The 16,389-nt window shown below is 71.7% G+C and carries 12 protein-coding genes; all 12 read left to right on the forward strand.

What is annotated here, in order from left to right; all coding sequences use genetic code 11:
* Window positions 1-160 precede the first annotated feature (160 nt).
* Window positions 161-556, forward strand: a complete 396-nt coding sequence (gene rplL, locus VF468_19610; GenBank protein ID HEX5880495.1) for a 50S ribosomal protein L7/L12 — start codon at window positions 161-163, stop codon at window positions 554-556.
* Window positions 557-841: 285 nt separating this feature from the next.
* Window positions 842-4,297, forward strand: a complete 3,456-nt coding sequence (locus VF468_19615; GenBank protein ID HEX5880496.1) for a DNA-directed RNA polymerase subunit beta — start codon at window positions 842-844, stop codon at window positions 4,295-4,297.
* Window positions 4,298-8,314, forward strand: a complete 4,017-nt coding sequence (locus tag VF468_19620) for a DNA-directed RNA polymerase subunit beta' (protein ID HEX5880497.1) — start codon at window positions 4,298-4,300, stop codon at window positions 8,312-8,314.
* Between the two features lie 235 nt (window positions 8,315-8,549).
* Window positions 8,550-9,362: an rRNA adenine dimethyltransferase family protein gene (locus VF468_19625; GenBank protein ID HEX5880498.1), complete on the forward strand. Its 813-nt coding sequence runs from the start codon at window positions 8,550-8,552 to the stop codon at window positions 9,360-9,362.
* 36 nt (window positions 9,363-9,398) lie between these two features.
* A complete protein-coding gene (pgsA, locus tag VF468_19630; GenBank protein ID HEX5880499.1) occupies window positions 9,399-9,953 on the forward strand; it encodes a CDP-diacylglycerol--glycerol-3-phosphate 3-phosphatidyltransferase in 555 nt (184 codons plus the stop codon).
* Between the two features lie 4 nt (window positions 9,954-9,957).
* Window positions 9,958-11,058, forward strand: a complete 1,101-nt coding sequence (locus VF468_19635; protein HEX5880500.1) for an NAD-dependent epimerase/dehydratase family protein — start codon at window positions 9,958-9,960, stop codon at window positions 11,056-11,058.
* Window positions 11,055-12,698, forward strand: coding sequence for an anaerobic glycerol-3-phosphate dehydrogenase subunit GlpA (gene glpA, locus VF468_19640; GenBank protein ID HEX5880501.1), 1,644 nt, complete (start codon window positions 11,055-11,057; stop codon window positions 12,696-12,698). Before VF468_19635 ends, glpA begins: the two co-directional genes overlap by 4 nt.
* Window positions 12,698-13,945 carry an anaerobic glycerol-3-phosphate dehydrogenase subunit GlpB gene (glpB, locus tag VF468_19645; protein ID HEX5880502.1) on the forward strand — a complete coding sequence of 416 codons (1,248 nt, stop codon included), beginning with the start codon at window positions 12,698-12,700 and terminating at the stop codon, window positions 13,943-13,945. The genes glpA and glpB overlap by 1 nt, the downstream gene beginning before the upstream one ends.
* A gap of 13 nt (window positions 13,946-13,958) precedes the next feature.
* Window positions 13,959-15,176 carry an anaerobic glycerol-3-phosphate dehydrogenase subunit C gene (locus VF468_19650; GenBank protein ID HEX5880503.1) on the forward strand — a complete coding sequence of 406 codons (1,218 nt, stop codon included), beginning with the start codon at window positions 13,959-13,961 and terminating at the stop codon, window positions 15,174-15,176.
* A 36-nt stretch (window positions 15,177-15,212) separates the two neighbouring features.
* Entirely contained in the window at window positions 15,213-15,653 is a 441-nt protein-coding gene (locus VF468_19655) for an ATP-binding protein (GenBank protein HEX5880504.1), read from the forward strand.
* 73 nt (window positions 15,654-15,726) lie between these two features.
* Window positions 15,727-16,005 carry a GlsB/YeaQ/YmgE family stress response membrane protein gene (locus VF468_19660; protein HEX5880505.1) on the forward strand — a complete coding sequence of 93 codons (279 nt, stop codon included), beginning with the start codon at window positions 15,727-15,729 and terminating at the stop codon, window positions 16,003-16,005.
* A gap of 94 nt (window positions 16,006-16,099) precedes the next feature.
* Window positions 16,100-16,389, forward strand: a 290-nt coding sequence (locus VF468_19665; GenBank protein ID HEX5880506.1) for a hypothetical protein, incomplete at its 3' end; no start/stop codon positions are given.

Consider the following 16,389-nt stretch of genomic DNA (forward strand, 5'->3'; position numbering starts at 1 on the left):
GGCGGGCGGCGGCGCCGCGGCCCAGCCGAGCGACAGGCTGGCGGAGGGCGCCGCCCCCGCCGCCGAGGCGACCGTGGCCCCGGCCGCCGAGGGCGACGCCACCGGAACGAACGACGCCCCGGCCGAGGCGGCCGGAAACGAGAGCTGAAGGAGAGCCACCATGGCGAAGCTGTCCACCGACGACCTCCTGGACGCCTTCAAGGAGATGACCCTCCTGGAGCTGTCGGAGTTCGTGAAGCAGTTCGAGGAGACCTTCAACGTGTCCGCCGCGGCCCCCGTGGCCGTGGCCGCCGGGCCCGTCGGGGCCGCCGCGGGCGCCGCCGCGGCCCCCGAGGCCGAGGAGCAGACCGAGTTCGACGTCGTCCTGACCGGCGCCGGCGAGAAGAAGATCCAGGTCATCAAGGAGGTCCGCGCCCTCACCAGCCTCGGGCTGAAGGAGGCCAAGGACCTGGTCGACTCCGCGCCCAAGCCCGTGCTCGAGCGGGTCCCCAAGGAGCAGGCCGACAAGGCCAAGGCCCAGCTCGAGGGCGCCGGCGCCAGTGTCGAGCTGAAGTAGTTCGGGGTCATCACTTAGCGCGTTCCGATCGCCCACTCTCCGTAGTTGTCCCTTGACACCTCGGGGAGTGGGCGGCAAACTCGGTCGGACAAGACGAAGTGAGGTGCCCACGCAGACCCTCAGTTCGACGTTGACGGCGGTGTAGGAAAGCGCTACACTGCTCCTTCGCATGTCTTCGCGCGCCTTCGACCAGCCGACCCCGGGCTTTGGCGTGCCCAGCCGCCGCCGTATCCACCGTAGCACCCGCCTCCACACCTGCTTCCCGCGAAAGGGGAGGGACGCCTGTTGAGCGACCCGCGTACCTCGACCTCCTCTCGACTCTCCTTCGGCAAGATCCCCGAGATCCTCCCCATCCCCGACCTCATCGCCATCCAGCGCCAGTCCTTCGAGTGGCTGATCACCGACGGTCTCCGGGAGACCTTCGACGAGATCAGCCCCATCGAGGACTTCACCGGCCAGATGGCGCTCACCTTCGGGGAGCACCGCTTCGAGGAGCCCGAGCACTCTGTTGAGGAGTGCCGGGAGCGAGACAACACCTTCTCCCGCAAGCTCCACGTCCAGGCCGAGTTCCAGAACCGCACCACCGGTGAGATCAAGTCCCAGTCGGTCTTCATGGGCGACTTCCCGGTCATGACCGACCAGGGCACCTTCATCATCAACGGCACCGAGCGCGTGGTCACCTCCCAGCTGGTCCGCTCGCCCGGCGTCATCTTCGAGCAGGAGCCCGACAAGACCCTCGACAAGCTGCTCACCTCCTGCCGGGTCATCCCGGCCAGGGGCGCCTGGCTCGAGTTCGACGTCGACAAGAAGGACACCGTCGGCGTCCGCCTCGACCGCAAGCGCCGCCTGCCCGTGACCGTGCTGCTGCGCGGCCTCGGCATGGGCGACGAGCAGATCCGCGAGCGCTTCGGCGAGTCCGAGACCATGATGGGCACGCTCGAGAAGGACCACACCAAGACCGAAGAGGACGCGCTGGTCGAGATCTACCGGCGCCTGCGCCCGGGCGAGCCGCCCAGCGCCGAGTCCGGCCGCCAGCTCCTGCACGGCCTCTTCTTCCAGCCCAAGCGCTACGACCTGGCCAAGGTCGGCCGCTACAAGATCAACAAGAAGCTGGGCCTCGACCCCGAGCAGCACACCGCCCTCACCCTGACCACCGACGACGTGGTGGCCACCGTCGACTACCTGGTCCGGCTGCACGAGGGCGACCCCTCGACCAGCACCGACGACCAGGACCACTTCGGCAACCGGCGGCTGCGCTCGGTGGGCGAGCTCGTCCAGAACCAGGTCCGCATCGGCCTGTCGCGGATGGAGCGGGTCGTGCGCGAGCGCATGACCACCCAGGACGCCGAGGCGATCACCCCCCAGACGCTGATCAACATCCGTCCGGTGGTGGCCGCCATCAAGGAGTTCTTCGGCACCTCCCAGCTCAGCTCGTTCATGGACCAGACCAACCCGCTGGCCGCCCTGACCAACCGGCGGCGCCTGTCGGCGCTGGGGCCGGGCGGCCTGTCGCGCGAGCGGGCCGGATTCGAGGTCCGCGACGTCCACCCGTCCCACTACGGCCGCATGTGCCCGATCGAGACCCCCGAGGGTCCCAACATCGGCCTCATCGGCAACCTGTCGACCTACGCCCGCATCAACGAGTACGGCTTCGTCGAGACCCCGTACCGCAAGGTGGTCAACGGCCGGGTCACCGACCAGGTCGACTACCTGACCGCCGACGACGAGGACCTGCACGTGATCGCGCAGGCCAACGCGGCCGTCGACACCAAGGGCCACTTCACCACCGACCGCGTGCTGGTCCGCCAGGGCAGCCGCTCGGCCGGCGTGTCCAGCCAGCGCTCGGCCAGCCGGGCCGAGTTCGGCACCGGCCAGGCCGCCGGGGTCACCGGCGAGGTGGCCAACGTCCCGCCCGACGAGGTCGACTACATGGACGTCAGCCCCCGGCAGATGGTGTCGGTGGCCACCGCCCTGATCCCGTTCCTGGAGCACGACGACGCCAACCGGGCCCTGATGGGGGCCAACATGCAGCGCCAGGCCGTGCCCCTGCTCCGCTCCGAGGCGCCGCTGGTCGGCACCGGCATGGAGCGGCGGGTGGCGATCGACGCCGGCGCGGTGGTCGTCGCCGACGCCCCCGGCACGGTCGAGGACGTCACCGCCGACCAGGTCACCGTCCGCCACGCCGACGGCTCGGCCAAGGTCTACCGGATGCGCAAGTTCGAGCGCTCCAACCAGGGCACCTGCATCAACCAGAAGCCGATCGTGGTCGAGGGCACCAAGGTGGCCGCCGGCGACGTGCTGGCCGACGGGCCCTGCACCGACGACGGCGAGCTCGCGCTGGGCAAGAACCTCCTGGTCGCCTTCATGCCCTGGGAGGGCCACAACTACGAGGACGCCATCATCCTCTCCGAGCGCCTGGTCAAGGACGACGTCCTCACCTCGATCCACATCGAGGAGCACGAGGTCGACGCCCGCGACACCAAGCTCGGGGCCGAGGAGATCACCCGCGACATCCCCAACGTCTCCGAGGACGTGCTCAAGGACCTCGACGAGCGGGGCATCATCCGCATCGGGGCCGAGGTCGACCCCGGCGACGTCCTGGTCGGCAAGGTCACGCCCAAGGGCGAGACCGAGCTGACCCCCGAGGAGCGCCTGCTGCGGGCCATCTTCGGGGAGAAGGCCCGCGAGGTCCGCGACACCTCCCTGAAGGTGCCCCACGGCGAGACCGGCAAGGTCATCGGCGTGCGGGTGTTCTCCCGCGAGGCCGGCGACGACCTCAACCCCGGCGTCAACCAGCTGGTCCGGGTCTACGTCGCCCAGAAGCGCAAGATCTCCGACGGCGACAAGCTGGCCGGCCGCCACGGCAACAAGGGCGTCATCTCCAAGATCCTCCCCGAGGAGGACATGCCCTTCCTGGCCGACGGCACCCCGATCGACGTCATCCTCAACCCGCTCGGCGTGCCGAGCCGGATGAACATCGGCCAGGTGCTGGAGACGCACCTGGGCTGGGTGGCCGCCCACGGCTGGTCGTTCCAGACCCTGCCCGGCTGGGCCAAGGAGACCGGCTGGTCCAAGGAGCAGGGCCGCCAGGACGTGACCGTGCCGCTGGCCACCCCGGTGTTCGACGGGGCCAACGAGGCGGCCATCGAGGACCTGCTCACGGCCACCCTCGGCACCTACGAGGACCCGGTCGACGGCCAGACCCACAAGCTGGTCGACGCCGAGGGCAAGGCGGTGCTGTTCGACGGCCGCACCGGGGAGCCGTACCCGACCCCGGTGACCGTCGGCTACATCTACATCATGAAGCTGCTGCACCTGGTGGACGACAAGATCCACGCCCGCTCCACCGGTCCCTACTCGATGATCACCCAGCAGCCGCTGGGCGGGAAGGCGCAGTTCGGCGGCCAGCGCTTCGGCGAGATGGAGGTCTGGGCCCTTGAGGCCTACGGCGCCGCCTACGCCCTGCAGGAGCTGCTCACCATCAAGTCCGACGACGTCCTGGGCCGGGTCAAGGTCTACGAGGCGATCGTCAAGGGCGAGAACATCCCCGAGCCCGGCATCCCCGAGTCCTTCAAGGTGCTGATCAAGGAGATGCAGTCGCTCTGCCTGAACGTCGAGGTGCTCTCGGCCGAGGGCCAGGAGATCGAGATGCGGGAGACCGACGAGGACGTGTTCAGAGCCGCCGAGGAACTGGGGATCGACCTGTCCCGGCGGGAGCCCTCTTCGGTCGAGGAGGTCTAAGTGCTCGACGTCAACTACTTCGACGAGCTGCGGATCGGCCTGGCCACGGCCGAGCAGATCCGCATGTGGTCAAACGGTGAGGTCCGCAAGCCGGAGACGATCAACTACCGCACCCTCAAGCCCGAGAAGGACGGCCTGTTCTGCGAGAAGATCTTCGGGCCGACGCGGGACTGGGAGTGCTACTGCGGCAAGTACAAGCGCGTCCGCTTCAAGGGCATCATCTGTGAGCGTTGCGGCGTCGAGGTCACCCGGGCCAAGGTGCGGCGCGAGCGCATGGGCCACATCGAGCTGGCCGCGCCCGTCACCCACATCTGGTACGTCAAGGGCGTGCCGAGCCGGCTCGGGTACCTGCTCGACATGGCCCCCAAGGACCTCGAGAAGATCATCTACTTCGCCGCCAACGTGGTGACCTGGGTCGACGACGACCGCCGCCACGAGGACCTGCCGCGGATCGAGACCGAGATCGGCCACGAGCGCGAGCAGGTCGAGGTCGACAAGCAGAAGCGCGAGGAGGAGATCAAGGCCCAGCTGGAGGCCAACCTGGCCGAGCTGGAGGCCCAGGGGGCCAAGTCCGACCAGCGCCGCAAGGCCCGGAACGAGGCCGAGCGGGCGTTCAAGGACGTGCGCGAGAAGGCCGCAACCCGCCTGGAGCTGCTCGAGCGCATCCTGGACGTGTTCAAGAACATGGCCCCCAAGCAGCTCCTGGCCGACGACCAGTACTACCGGGAGCTGCGCGACCGCTTCGGCGAGTACTTCTCGGCCGGCATGGGCGCCGACGCCATCAAGGACCTGCTCCTGCGCGAGGGGATCGAGGAGGAGCAGGCCCGCCTGCGCGAGGTCATCGCCACCTCCAAGGGCCAGAAGCAGCAGCGGGCCATCAAGCGGCTGCGGGTCGTGTCGGCCTTCATCGGCCGGCGCAACTCGCCGCTGGGCATGGTGCTGGACTGCGTCCCGGTGATCCCGCCCGACCTGCGCCCGATGGTGCAGCTGGACGGCGGCCGGTTCGCCACCAGCGACCTCAACGACCTGTACCGGCGGGTCATCAACCGCAACAACCGCCTCAAGCGGCTGCTCGACCTGGGTGCCCCCGAGATCATCGTCAACAACGAGAAGCGCATGCTCCAGGAGGCCGTCGACGCGCTGTTCGACAACGGCCGCCGCGGCCGTCCGGTCACCGGCCCGGGCAACCGGCCCCTCAAGAGCCTGTCCGACATGCTCAAGGGCAAGCAGGGCCGCTTCCGCCAGAACCTGCTCGGCAAGCGGGTCGACTACTCCGGCCGCTCGGTCATCGTGGTCGGCCCCGAGCTCAAGCTGCATCAGTGCGGGCTGCCCAAGCAGATGGCCCTGGAGCTGTTCAAGCCGTTCGTGATGAAGCGGCTGGTCGACCTCTCCTACGCCCAGAACATCAAGTCGGTCAAGCGCATGGTCGAGCGTTCCCGGCCCCAGGTCTGGGACGTGCTCGAGGAGGTCATCCGCGAGCACCCGGTGCTGCTCAACCGGGCCCCGACCCTGCACCGCCTGGGCATCCAGGCGTTCGAGCCGGTCCTGGTCGAGGGCAAGGCCATCCAGATCCACCCGCTGGTCTGCAAGGCGTTCAACGCCGACTTCGACGGCGACCAGATGGCCGTGCACGTGCCCCTGTCGTCCGAGGCCCAGGCCGAGGCGCGGGTGCTGATGCTGTCGGTCAACAACATCCTGTCGCCGGCCAACGGCCGCCCGATCGCCATCCCGACCCACGAGATGGTGCTGGGCATCTACTTCCTGACCTACAAGGAGGATGCGCCTCCGGCGCAGAGGAACGGGCAGAAGAAGAAGCGCGCCGAGGCTGACGCCTCGTCGCCGCACCTGCCGATCTTCGGGTCGGTGGCCGAGGCCGTCATGGCCCACGACTTCAAGTCGATCGGCCTCCAGGACCCGATCGTCGTGCGGCTGCCCGAGGCCAAGGCGGCCCTGGTCGAGGACGGGGTCACCAAGGTGGAGACCACGGTCGGGCGCCTGCTGTTCAACGAGGCCCTGCCCGAGGACTTCCCCTACATCAACGAGACCCTGCAGAGCCGCGAGCTGACCAGCCTGGTGTCGCGGGTCGCCGACCGCTACGACCAGACCGAGACCGCCGAGGTCCTGAACAAGCTCAAGACCCTCGGCTTCCACTGGGCGTCGCGGGCCGGCGTCACCGTGTCCATCCAGGACGTGCTCAAGCCGCCGCGCAAGCAGCAGATCCTCGACGAGTTCGAGAAGCGCGCCGAGAAGGTCGAGTCCCAGTTCCGCCGGGGCATCATCACCGACGACGAGCGCCGCCAGGAGCTCATCGAGATCTGGACCGAGGCCACCGAGCGGGTCCGCGAGGACATGGAGGAGCGGTTCCGCCAGGAGCCCTTCAACCCCATCTACATGATGGCCACCTCCGGGGCCCGCGGGAACATGACCCAGGTGCGCCAGATCGCCGGCATGCGCGGGCTGGTCGCCAACCCCAAGGGCGACATCATCCCGCGGCCGATCAAGGCCAACTTCCGCGAGGGCCTGTCGGTGCTCGAGTACTTCATCTCGACCCACGGCGCCCGCAAGGGGCTGGCCGACACGGCCCTGCGCACGGCCGACTCCGGCTACCTGACCAGGCGGCTGGTGGACGTGACCCAGGACGTGATCGTCCGCGAGAGCGACTGCGGCACCGAGCGGGGCATCCCCGTGACCGTGGCCGTGCAGCGGCCCATCCCGGGCAAGAAGGGCGAGTTCGAGTGGGTCCGGCCGCGTGCGGTCGAGAGCCAGGCCCTGTCCCGGATCCTGGCCGAGGACGTCATGGACCCGGCCGGCAAGGGCAAGCAGGTGCTGCTCGAGGCCGGCACCGAGATCGGCGAAGAGGTGATCGACCTGCTGGTCGAGCACGGCGTCGACGAGGTGCTGTGCCGCTCGGTGCTGACCTGCGACTCCAAGATCGGGGTCTGCCAGCTCTGCTACGGCCGCAGCCTGGCCAACAACCGGCTGGTCGACATCGGCGAGGCGGTCGGCATCATCGCCGCCCAGTCGATCGGCGAGCCGGGCACCCAGCTGACCATGCGGACCTTCCACACCGGCGGCATCGCCGGTGAGGACATCACCCACGGCCTGCCGCGGGTGCAGGAGCTGTTCGAGGCCCGCACTCCCAAGGGCATGACGCCGATCGCCGAGTTCTCCGGCCGGGTCGGGATCGAGCACGTCGAGAAGGGCGTGCAGGTCACCGTGACCTCGGACGAGGGCGAGGAGTGGGTGGCGATCGTGCCCCGGCGGGCCCGGCTCCGGGTCGAGGACGGCCAGGACGTCGAGGTCGGCCAGCCGATCATCGACGGCATCCCCAACCCCAAGGAGATGCTGCGGGTGCTCGGCATCCGGGCCACCCAGCGGCACCTGGTCGAGCAGGTCCAGCAGGTCTACACCAGCCAGGGTGTGACCATCCACGACAAGCACATCGAGCTGATCGTCCGCCAGATGCTCAAGCGGGTGACCGTGCTCGAGGGCGGCGACACCGAGCTGCTCCCCGGCGAGCTGATCGAGCGGGCGACGTTCGAGCGGGCCAACCGGGAGGCGCTGGAGGCCGGCAACACGCCGGCCAACGGCCGTCCCGAGCTGCTCGGCATCACCAAGGCGTCGCTGGCCACCGAGTCGTGGCTGTCGGCGGCCTCCTTCCAGGAGACCACCCGGGTGCTGACCGAGGCGGCCATCGAGGGCAAGAGCGACTCGCTGATCGGCCTCAAGGAGAACGTCATCATCGGCAAGCTGATCCCCGCCGGGACCGGCATGGTGCGCTACCGCAGCGTCACCCCGGTCCTGACCGAGATCCCCGCGGCCGCCTACGGGGTCGACGCCTTCGGCGAGGCCTACGAGACCTACGGCGACGACGTCTACTACGCCGAGGACGGCACCGCCTACCAGGTCCCGGTCGGCACCGACACCGAGGCCGGTGGCGAGCTGGTCGACGTCGACGCCGGCGGGTACGCGACCGACGAGTACCAGACGTTCGAGGACACCCAGCAGCCGCAGTAATCCACCGACACGGCCGACGGCCCGGGCTCAACGGCCCGGGCCGTCGGCGTTCGGGGGGCGGCGCTGGGCATCGGGCGGCTGACCCGCGACCCTGACGGCGGGCTGACCGCTGCCTGCCGTGCCAGGTGCGTGCAGGGCCCGACCTACCGATCCCTTGCTCATCGGAACAATTCGGTTGCCGCAGCGGACTGCGCGCGGTTCCCTGGTCGCATCATGGCGAACATGGTGGTCTTCCGTGTCCGGGGGTGCGCGCAGGCGCGCCGAGCTCGGGCAGCACTTTCTGGCCGGAGGCCGGCTGGCGGCTGAGCTGGTCGAGCAGGCCGGGGTCGGATCGGGCGATCTCGTGGTCGAGATCGGGCCTGGGACCGGGGTGCTGACCGAGGCGCTGGCCAGGCGGGCCGGGCGTGTGGTGGCGGTCGAGTACGACCCACGGCTGGCCGAGCGGGTCCGGACGCGGCTCGCCGGCTACCCCAATGTGCGGGTGGTGACGGCCGACGCGCGGACCCTGCAGGCGCCCCGGCGGCCGTTCCGGGTGGTGGCCAACCTGCCGTTCGGGTCGACGGCGGTGATCCTGCGGCGGCTGCTCGGTGACCCGCGGACCCAGCTGGAGCGGGCCGACCTGGTGCTCCAGGAGCAGGCGGCCAGGCGGTACGCGGCCAGGCGACCCGGCACCCCGGAGATGATCGGCTGGGGGGCCCGCTATGAGCTGACCATCGGCCGTCGGCTCGGGCCTTCCTGCTTCCGGCCGCCGCCGCGGGTCGGGGCGGCCGTGCTGGTCGCCCGGCGCCGCGACCCGCCGCTGGTCCCGGTGGCCGACCGCAGGCGCTTCGCGGCGCTCGTCCAGGCGGCCTTCCGCCATCCCGGGCTGCCGCTGCGCCGCGGGCTGGTGCCGCCCTTGACCTACCGGCAGCTGCGCCGCCTGGCCCGCGACCTTGGGTTCCCGCTCGACGCCCGCCCGGGCGACCTGGACGCGGTCCAATGGGCCGGCCTGTACGCGCTGCTCGACAACGGTCGACCTGGGAAGACCGGGGGCAAGCCCGTAGGATAGGGGGAACCGGACCTCCCGACCGCTGCCGAGGGATCGATGGGGACGCTGACGCTCTCCACCCGCATCACCCTGTTGCGCATCGCGCTCATCCCGGTGCTGCTGTGGCTGCTGGTCGCCGAGGGACGGGTGGAGCGGGCGGCGGTGCTGGCCGCGATCGTGTTCCTGGTCGCCTCGTTCACCGACTTCGTCGACGGCTACCTGGCCCGGCGCTGGCAGCAGACCACCATGCTCGGCAACTTCCTCGACACCACCGCCGACAAGCTGCTGGTCGTGGGGGCCCTGCTGGGCCTGATGGCGGTGGACCGGGTCAACGTCTGGGTGGCGTTCGTGGTGATCGCCCGGGAGATCGCCGTGCTCGGCCTGCGGGCCATCGCCGCCGCCTCCAACGTGGTCATCTCGGCCAGCATCTGGGGCAAGATCAAGTTCAACGTCCAGGTCGTCGGGATCACCCTGGCCATCCTGCGGCCGGAGGTCCAGCTGGGTTCGCTCTGGCTGGACGAATGGGCCATGCTGGCGGTGGCCGTTGTCAGCGCCGCCTCGGCCGTCGACTACTTCGCGCGCTTTGGCGACCTGATACGGGCGGGACGATGAGCGGATGACCGACAGGACGCTGATCACCGGGGCGACCGGGTTCGTTGGTGGGCTGCTGGCGTCCCGTCTGGTGGCCGAGGGGCGCCAGGTGCGGGCCCTGGTCCGCCACCTGACGGACCGTGAGCGGCTGCCCGACCCGCGGGTCGAGCTGGCCATCGGCCACCTGGACGACGAGGAGTCGCTGGCCAGGGCGGCCGACGGCTGCCAGGTCGTCTACCACGTGGCCGGGCTGAACCAGCTCTGCCTGGCCGACCCGGAGCCCCTGTACCGGGTCAACGTCGAGGGCACCCGGCGGATGCTGGAGGCGGCCCGGCGGGCCGGGGTGCGGCGGGTGGTCCACACCAGCTCGGCGGCCACCCTCGGCGGGGACGGCAGCACGTTCCTCGACGAGACGGCCGGTCCGCCGTCGGAGTTCACGTCCCACTACGCCCGCTCCAAGTGGGAGGGCGAGCAGGTCGCCCTCGGCTTCGACGGCGTCGAGGTGGTGGCCGTCAACCCCAGCTCGGTGCAGGGGCCAGGGCGGACCACGGGCACGGCCGGGGTGTTCATCGGCTACCTCAACGGCCGGCTGCCGTTCGACCTGCCGGCCAGGTTCGGGCTCTGCTACACCCTGGACTGCGTCAACGGTCACCTGCTGGCCGAGGCCAAGGGCCGGCCCGGGCAGCGCTACGTGCTCAGCACCGCCACCCTGACCAACACGGAGGCCATCGACCTGATCGCCGTCATCTCCGGGCTGACCGACCGGCCCCGTACGCTGCCCCTGCCGCTGGCCATGGGAGTCGCCAGCGTCACCGAGGCCGTGGCCCGCGCCCGCGGCCGCCAGCCGAAGCTTTGCCGCGAGTCCGTCCGAACTCTCGGCCACCCCCACCTGTACGACGGCTCGCGGGCCACCCGGGAGCTCGGCCTGCACTACACCCCGCTGCGACAGGCGCTCGAGACCACCGTCCGCTGGTACGTGCAGCAGGGCCTGGTCACGCGGAAGCTGCCCAAGATCGCCGCCGAGGCCCCCGCCGCACCCGAGCCGGCGCCTGCCGAGCCTCCGGACGGGCCGGGCGCCTCGCTGTTCGAGCCCCCGCCCGGCCCCCAGCGGGAGTGGCGCGCGTGACCCACCTGGCGGAGACCGACGTGGTGGTGGTCGGTGGCGGGGTGACCGGCGTCGCCGTTCTGCGCGACCTGGCCCTGCGGGGCGTGCACGCGGTCCTGGTCGAGCGGTTCGACCTCGGCACCGGGACCTCGGGGCGCTGGCACGGCCTGCTCCACTCGGGGGCCCGGTACGCGGTCAGGGACCAGGAGTCGGCCCGGGAGTGCATCGAGGAGAACACCACCCTGCGCCGCATCGCCCCCCACACCATCGAGGACGTCGGCGGCCTGTTCGTGCTCCTGCCCGGCGACGACGAGGCCTACGCGGGGAGGTTCGTGGAGGGCTGCCGGGCCTCGGGCATCCCCACCGAGGAGCTGTCGGCGGCGGCCGCCCACCGGCGCGAGCCGCTGCTCGCGCCCGACGTCAAGCTCGCCTTCGCCGTGCCCGACGGCGGCATCGACTCGTGGGCGCTGCTGCGCTCGATGGCCGCCGACGCCGAGGCCCGCGGCTGTCAGGTGCTGGTCCGCCACCCGCTGGTGGGCGTGGAGCGCGACGGCGACCGCATCACCGCCGTCCGCGTGCACGACGCCGTCGCCGGCCAGGACCGCACCATCGGCTGCCAGTGGGTGGTCAACGCCGCCGGCGCCTGGGCGGGCGAGGTCGGGCGCATGGCCGGCGTGCCCCTGACGATGATCGCCGGCAAGGGCGTGATGGTGGTCATGGCCAGCCGCTACGTGCGCGGGGTGGTCAACGCCTGCCGCAAGCCGGCCGACGGCGACATCATCGTCCCCCAGCACGAGGTGGCCATCCTCGGCACCACCTCCGAGCAGGTGGCGAGCGCCGACGACATCTCGACCCCCCCGGCCGACGTCGACCGGATGATCGACATGTGCGCCCAGATGGTGCCGGCGATCGCGTCGGGCCGGGTGCTGCGCGCCTTCGCCGGGTCGCGGCCGCTGTACGTGGCCGAGCCGCCGGCGGGCGGCGACAGCGGTGTGGACGGGGGCGACACCCGGGAGGTGAGCCGCACCTTCACCGTGGTCGACCATTCTCACCTGGACGGCCTGGACAACATGTACAGCATCGTCGGCGGCAAGCTGACCACCTGCCGGCAGATGGCCGAGGCGGTGGTCGACCGGCTGGCCGAGCGTATGGGCGTGACCGAGCCCTGCCGGACCGCCACCGAGGTCCTGCCCGGGGCCGACCACGGCACCCACCGGCTGGCCGAGCCGCTGGCCCGGGTCGAGCGGGAGCAGGCCTACGGCGAGCTGATCTGCGAGTGCGAGCTGGTCACCCGGGCCCAGGTCCGCGAGTCGGTGGCCGGCGGGCTGACCGAGCTGGAGGACCTGCGCCGCAAGCTCCGGCTCGGCTACGGCCCCTGCCAGGCCGCGTTCTGCGCCTGGCGCGCCGCCGGCATGCTGGCGGAGGCCCGGCCCGCTGGGGACGTGTCCGGGGACGGGCAGCGGGGCGGCGCGCCTGGCCCCGACCCGGTGGCCGGGCTGGAGCGGTTCCTCGAGGAGCGCTGGCGCGGGCAGCGGTCGACCATCTGGGGCGACCAGGCCCGCCAGGCCCTCCTCAACCACGCCATCTACCGGGGAATCTTCGACCTCCACGGGGAGGGTGTGCCCGACGAGGCGGCGGCCCCGACGGCAGGTGACAGCTGATGCGGGCCGACGTGGTCGTGGTCGGGGCCGGCCCGGCCGGGCTGGCCAGCGCCACCCGCCTGGCCGAGGCGGGCCGCCAGGTGCTGCTGCTGGCCTGGGGCAACGGCTTCACCCACTGGGGGGCGGGGGCGGTCGACGTCCTCGGCCGGGTCGGCGGCGAGCCGGTCGAGCGGCCCCTGGAGGCGATCGACCGGCTGCCCGAGGGCCATCCCTACCACCTGGTCGGCCAGGCCGCGGTCCGCGACGGGGTCGAGTGGTTCTCCCGCTTCGCCGCCGGGGCCGGGCTGGCCCACGCCGGCGACCTGGAGGGCAACCGCGGCCAGGTCACCGCCTTCGGCACCGTGCGCCCGACCTGCCTGGTCCCCGAGCCGGCGGCGGGCCCCGACGGGTTCCTCAAGGGCCGGGTGGCGGTGGTCAACTTCGCCGGGTTCCGCGACTTCTCCCCGGCCCTGTGCGCGGACCATCTGCGCCGGATCGGGATCGACGCCAGTCCGGCCAGCGCGCCCCTGCCGGCCTGGGACCACGACCGCTACTTCACCGGCGTGGAGCTGGCCCGGGCGATCGACGACGACGGCTTCCGGCGCCGCCTCGCCCCCGGCCTGGCCAGGGCGGCCGCCGGTGCGGAGGTGGCGGTGGTGCCGGCCGTGCTCGGCCTGGACCGCGGCCACGAGCCCTGGGCCGACCTCCAGGCCCAGGTCGGCCTGCCACTGGTCGAGGCCGCGACCGCCCCGCCGTCCATCCCCGGCCTGCGCCTGTTCGCCGCCTACCGGTCCCGGCTGGATGCTCTGGGCGTCCGCTGGCAGTTCGGCTTCCCGGCGGTCGGGGTGGACCGCGACGGGGACCGGGTGACCGCCGTCCGCAGCGAGGGCGCCTCCCGGGTCCTGGCCACCCGCTGCCAGGAGCTGGTCCTGGCCACCGGGGGAGTCGCCGGCAACGGCATCGAGGCCAACCGCGACGGCAGCCTGACCGAGCGGGTCGCCGGGCTGCCCGTGGCCGGGTTCGAGGACCGGCTGGCCTACCTGGGCGGCCGCTTCCTCGGCGACCACCCGCTGGGCGCCGCCGGGGTCCGGGTCGACGCGGAGCTCCGGCCGGTCGACGCGTCCGGCGAGCCGCTGCTCGCCAACGTCCGCTGCGTCGGCGGCCTGCTCGCCGGCCACGACCCGACCGGCGAAGGCTCCCGCGAGGGGGTGGCCCTGGCCACCGCCTCCCGGGTGGCCGCGCTCCTCGCCGCCACTCCCGCCCGCTGACCCGGAGGCTGCCGTGCTGCACGTGGAACAGACCGCCGACCGCTGCATCAAGTGCAACATCTGCAACACGGTGTGCCCGGTCTCGGCGGTCACCGACCTGTTCCCCGGGCCCAAGTACGAGGGGCCGCAGGGCCAGCGGTTCCGGGCCGGCATCGACACCGGCGACTCGCCCGACAAGTCCCTCGACTACTGCTCGGCCTGCGGGCTCTGCACCCAGGCCTGCCCCGAGGGCGTGATGGTGGCCGAGATCAACCAGGTCGCCCGCAGCCGCCTGGTCGCCGACCGCGGCGGCCTCAACCTGCGCGACCAGCTGGTCAGCCGGCCCTCGCTGATGGGCGCCATGGCCCGGCCGGTGGCGCCCCTGGCCAACGCCGTCATGGCCGCCCGGCCGGTCCGGGTGCTGGTCGAGAAGACCATCGGCGTGCACCGGGGCGCGGCCATGCCCAAGTTCTCGGCCATGACCTTCCGCTCCTGGGCCCGCTCCCACCGCGACCCGCCCGGCGCCACCCGCACCGTCGCCTACTTCCACGGCTGCGCCGTCCAGGAGTTCGAGCCCGAGGTGGGCGCGGCCGTCGTCCGGGTCCTGGAGCGCAACGGCGTCCGGGTGACCGTCCCCAGGCAGGGCTGCTGCGGGCTGCCGCTGGTCTCCAACGGCGACTTCGACGCCGGCCGGAGCTACGCCACCAAGCTGGTCAGGCGGCTGCGGGGCGCGGCCGACGACCCCGGGGTGATCGTGGCCAATTCGACCTCGTGCGGCATGACCCTCAAGGCCAAGTACCGCGAGCTGCTGGGGCTGGACGACGCCGACACCAAGGCGGTCTCCCAGGCCGTCTACGACATCTGCGAGTACCTGGTCGGGCTGGACGACGAGGACGCGCTGAACCGGTCGTTCGCCCCCATCCAGGCCCGGGCCCTGTACCACCCGCCCTGCCAGCTCATGGCCCACGGCGTCGGCACCCCCGCCCTCGACCTGCTCGCCCTGATCCCGGGACTGGAGATGGAGCGGTCGCGGGCCGGCTGCTGCGGCACCGCCGGCACCTACGGCACCAAGGTCGAGAAGTACCAGATCGCCATGGACGTCGGGCAGACCCTGTTCGACCAGGTCACCGAGTCCCGGCCCGACTTCATCGTCTGCGACTCCGAGACCTGCCGCTGGCACATCGCCCAGGCGACCGGCCTGCCCGTCTACCACCCGGTCCAGGTGCTCGACCGGGCGTACGCCACGGTCTGAGGTGTCGGCTCCCTTCTCGAAGGGAACGACACCGGCATGGAACTCTCGCTGGCCCTGACCCTGCCACGGGACGAGCAGACGGTCTCGGTGGCCCGACACATCGTCCGCAACGCCATGGAGCAGGTCGGTGTGGAGGAGACCTGCGTCTATGACGTCGAGCTGGCCTTGAGCGAGGCCTGCACCAATGTGCTGCTCCACTCCGGTCCCGGCGACCAGTACGTCGTCCGCCTCGACCTGAATGACCGTCTCGGCGTGATCCGGGTGATCGACGTCGGCCATGGCTTCGACTCGGCCAGGCTGCAGGCCGCGGGCCCCCTGCTCGAGGCCGAGCGGGGCCGTGGCCTGGGGCTGATGCAGGGCCTGGTCGACCGGGTCGACTTCACCTCCCGGGCCGAGGCGGGGACGATCGTCACCCTTGAGAAGGTCCTGACCTACGACGACGAGGCGTTCCTGGTGGGGCGCGGAAAGCAGGTTTGAACCCGGCTCGTATCGCTCATTCCAGTGCTGTCAAGGGCGGCAACATGCCGCCGAAGCGACGAAAGGACATGGAATGGGCATCATTGGCTGGATCGTGCTCGGCCTGCTCGCCGGGATCATCGCCAAGGCGATCCTGCCCGGCAACGACCCGGGCGGGATGATCGTGACCATCATCATCGGCATCGTGGGCGCGATCCTCGGCGGGTTCCTGGCCCAGGTGTTGTTCGGCCGTAACACGGTGGACGAGTTCTTCGACGTCAGCACGTGGCTGACGGCGATCATCGGCGCCATCATCCTGCTGGTGATCTACCGCCTCGCCGTCGGCCGAGGAGGCAGGCGCCGGGTCATCTAGCCCGGCACGTCCCAATCGACGCGCCCCCGGGCCGGGGGCGCGTCCCTTCTCCGTCAGCGGACCGCCCGGGCCGGCCCCAGCGGGCCGATGACCGGTGCCGAAGCGCTCGTCGGCCAGGGCGAAGGCGGCCACGGCGAGCGGCGCCACCGAACGGCCCACCGGCACCCGACCCGGGTCGAGGGCCAGGCGCACGAACCCGCCGACCCCGGACGGCCCGAACGACAGCACCCCGTCGGCCCGCCGCCCGTCCTCGGCCGGCCGGCAGGTCCCGCCCTTCGGTGGGCAGGAACCCCTCGGCCGCCAGCACCCCGTCGACGGTGAAGGCGCCCCGGTAGCCGACCCGCTCGCGCAACCCGGCCCCGACCCGGCGGGCCAGGTCGCGCA

Source organism: Actinomycetota bacterium (assembly GCA_036280995.1).
Lineage (GTDB): Bacteria > Actinomycetota > CALGFH01 > CALGFH01 > CALGFH01 > CALGFH01.

Coding starts and splice junctions, on each gene's coding strand:
- rplL (HEX5880495.1), top strand. CDS start 161: ATGGCGAAGCTGTCCACCGACGACCTCCTGGACGCCTTCAAGGAGATG.
- pgsA (HEX5880499.1), top strand. CDS start 9,399: ATGGGGACGCTGACGCTCTCCACCCGCATCACCCTGTTGCGCATCGCG.
- VF468_19635 (HEX5880500.1), top strand. CDS start 9,958: ATGACCGACAGGACGCTGATCACCGGGGCGACCGGGTTCGTTGGTGGG.
- glpB (HEX5880502.1), top strand. CDS start 12,698: ATGCGGGCCGACGTGGTCGTGGTCGGGGCCGGCCCGGCCGGGCTGGCC.
- VF468_19655 (HEX5880504.1), top strand. CDS start 15,213: ATGGAACTCTCGCTGGCCCTGACCCTGCCACGGGACGAGCAGACGGTC.
- VF468_19660 (HEX5880505.1), top strand. CDS start 15,727: ATGGGCATCATTGGCTGGATCGTGCTCGGCCTGCTCGCCGGGATCATC.